This is a genomic window from Pantoea sp. CFSAN033090 (assembly GCF_001264395.1).
GTDB lineage: Bacteria > Pseudomonadota > Gammaproteobacteria > Enterobacterales > Enterobacteriaceae > Pantoea > Pantoea agglomerans.
On record NZ_LGYX01000046.1, the window covers coordinates 1 to 3,061 of the forward strand.

At 54.3% G+C, this 3,061-nt stretch carries 4 protein-coding genes; 2 read left to right on the forward strand and 2 right to left on the reverse strand.

Features of this window, described 5'->3' with window-relative positions:
* Positions 1 to 262: 262 nt before the first annotated feature.
* Positions 263 to 616: a DUF6404 family protein gene (locus AFL22_RS22920; protein WP_031292988.1), complete on the reverse strand. Its 354-nt coding sequence runs from the start codon at positions 614 to 616 to the stop codon at positions 263 to 265.
* A gap of 109 nt (positions 617 to 725) precedes the next feature.
* Positions 726 to 1,538, reverse strand: a complete 813-nt coding sequence (locus tag AFL22_RS22925) for a DeoR/GlpR family DNA-binding transcription regulator (RefSeq protein ID WP_010245789.1) — start codon at positions 1,536 to 1,538, stop codon at positions 726 to 728.
* 352 nt (positions 1,539 to 1,890) lie between these two features.
* Between AFL22_RS22925 and AFL22_RS22930 the strand changes: the two genes are divergently transcribed.
* On the forward strand, positions 1,891 to 2,688 hold the full coding sequence (locus tag AFL22_RS22930; RefSeq protein ID WP_052271688.1) for a GolD/DthD family dehydrogenase: 798 nt from the start codon (positions 1,891 to 1,893) through the stop codon (positions 2,686 to 2,688).
* A 55-nt stretch (positions 2,689 to 2,743) separates the two neighbouring features.
* On the forward strand, positions 2,744 to 3,061 hold a 318-nt coding region (locus tag AFL22_RS22935), incomplete at its 3' end, for a substrate-binding domain-containing protein (RefSeq protein WP_156311623.1).

Consider the following 3,061-nt stretch of genomic DNA (forward strand, 5'->3'; position numbering starts at 1 on the left):
TCGCAAAGGGATCACGCATCCCTGCAGACTGGGCTCGCCATCCCTGGCTCGCACACTTTGCTCTTCAGGCAGGCCCTTCCTGCCCGGCTGGCGGCGGTGCGGTTTTTTTTGGGATCAGATCTGGATTGAGTGCGGTTGATGAGAGTGGAAGTGCCCGAGCAGGACGAAAAGAGCAGTCCAGTGTGGGAAGGCAGGTGAGGGTTGGTAAGACGGTGCGTCGTGCAGGTGCACTGTATAAAAGACGATGGAGCTTTAGCTGGCTTTAAAGCTCCTCCCACACAGGCAGGTTGTGAACCTTTTTTCGATATGCGTGAAACAGTGCCATTGTCGTACCGAAGAACAGACCTGCGATCAGATTGGGTATCAGCGAATAGTTGTCGTCAGACACGCCCGGAAGAGAAGGCAATAAGAGCAGCAGTGGCATCATAAGCGTGTACATGCTGGCAAACACCACAAGATTGAGCCAGAAAGGAGTGAAACTCGGGGGTGGAAGATGGATATTCATTTTCCATAACAAACGATGTAATGGCGGAGCAGAGTTACTCGGCCATATTTTCTTCGCTGCCATCAGGGCTAAAGCCCGCGCTTTCCTGCGCTCGAAAATCTCGTTTTTCATCGTTTTATCATCCGTTACATCCCTGCTTAGCATTCGCTCTGGAGCGTAACTTAATCCTGTGGCTGTCTGATGACAGCGAGTGGCTGAATCGATGTTGTTTCAACAAGCATTACATCGCCCGCTTCAGCGGCAGCGGGGCCACCAGCACTTTCACGCCTAGTGCTTCAAACGCTTTGACCTGCGCAGTGCTGATGCCGCTGTCGGTGATCAGGTAGTGGATATTGCTCCAGTCACAGGGCAGCGCGAACATCGAAACCTTGTCGATTTTGCTGGAGTCAGCGACCACGTAAACCGTGCTGGCGGATTTGATCATCGCCAGCTTTACCTTGATGTCGGTTTCACTGGGGAAGCTCAGGCCCAGACGCGGTGAGATGCAGGCGGTCGCCAGGAAGAGTTTACCGGCCAGCACGTTTTCGAAGAAGCTGGCCGCCTTTTCGCCGGAGGTAGAGAGCGTCGGAAATTTAAAGGTACCGCCGGTCAGCAGGATGTTGATCCCCGGCTCGCCGCCCAGTTTCAGGGCGATATTCACCGCGGTTGTCACGACCGACAGGCGGCGGATGTGGCTGATGGCATCGGTGATCGCGGTGGTCGTGGTGCCGGAATCGAAAATCACCGTGTCGCCATTTTCGATATGCTGCGCCGCCAGCCGGCCAATCGCCTCTTTCTCTTCCAGATGTGTCTGCCGCTCCAGCAGCATCGCCCCGGTATTCTGTTTGCCCGTCATCAGCGTCGCGCCACCATGGTAGCGCTGCACAAAGCCCTGTTTTTGCAGCATGCGAAGGTCGCTGCGTAAGGTGGCTTCGGTCAGTCCAAAGGTCTCCGTCAAAGCTTTCACCGTGACCGTGCCATCCTCACGGATCATCTCCAGAATTTTCTCGCGGCGTTGCTGCATGTCAGCGAACTGCTCACTTTTGCTTTTCAATCGAAATGCTCCCTTTTCCAATAACCTGAGAAGTCGGGCGAACAAGGTCTTTGTGGCTGAGTTTAACGCGCCATTTTTATGAATGCGAGATAGCCTGATCTGTCTTTGGTTTTCGAACGAAAATATAAAATGTGCAGGTTATTGAATCTCTCATGCTTTCCGGATTGCAGCCAGCTGCCTTTATTTCGGGACTGGAAGCCAGATCACGTCTTTTCAATCAGATAAGCTGCTTTGCAGGGCAGATGGTCGAAATTTGATCTGCTCCACACAACATTTCTTTTCGATAGCTTATATTTTTGTTCGAAAATGAGTGAGTCAACGGCATCGGCAAAAATCTGAGGGGAAGAGTGGGATGAGTGGTGAATATGACGTAAACCTGCGCTACGGCGTGGATACCGCAATGAATCTGGCTGGCAAAGTGGCCGTCGTGACCGGCGGGCTTGGCGGTATCGCGATGGCGACCAATGGCATGTTGCTGGAGAAGGGCGCGAGTCTGGCACTACTCTATCCGCCGTTTGAAGCAGAGAAGGTGGCCAGCCTGAGGACAGATTTCCCCGTCGAGCGGGTGCAGTTTGTCTGCTGTGACGTTACCGATCCTGCGTCGGTTGAACAGGCTTTTGACGATGTGGTTTCCCACTATGGCCGGATCGATATCCTGGTGAACTGCGCAGGCTACGTGATGCTGCAGCCGGTGATCGAAACCGATTTTGACGAGTGGCAGAAGCAGATTGCGGTGAATCTCACCGGGCCTTTTCTCTGCTCACAGGCCGCCGCACGGCTGATGATCCGTGCCGGTGCGGGCGGCAAAATTATTAATATCGCCTCCCAGGCGGCATCCATCGCTATCGACAACCATGTCGCCTACACCTCAGCCAAAGCGGGCCTGCTGGGCATGACCAAAGTGATGGCCAAAGAGTTTGCCCCGCATCGGATTAACGTTAACACCCTGTCGCCCACCGTAGTGCTGACGCCGATGGGCGAAAAGGCCTGGCGCGGCGAGAAGGGCGAGCAGATGAAGAAGCTGATTCCGCTCGGACGCTTTGCCTATACCGATGAGATCGCCGCTGCGGTGCTGTTTTTCGCCAGCAACGGCAGCGACATGATCACCGGCGCCGACTTGATGATCGATGGGGGCTTTACCATCTGGTAAGGCCAATCCTGCACCCGGGAATTCATACCCTGCCATAACGATAAGAGAGAACATCATGAAAAACCGTACCTTGCTGTGCACTGCCGTGGCTGCCTGTCTGGTTTCGCAGGCGGCGTTTGCCGCCGAAAAGGGCACCATTATGATTCTGGTTAACTCACTCGATAATCCCTACTACGCCTCCGAAGCCAAAGGCGCCAATCTCAAAGCGCAGGAGCTGGGTTACAAAACGACGGTGCTGTCGCACGGCGAAGATGTGAAGAAACAGAGCGAACTAATCGACGCCGCTATCGGTAAAAAAGTACAGGGCATCGTGCTGGATAACGCCGACTCCACCGCCAGCGTGGCGGCGATTAAAAAAGCCAAAGATGCCGGG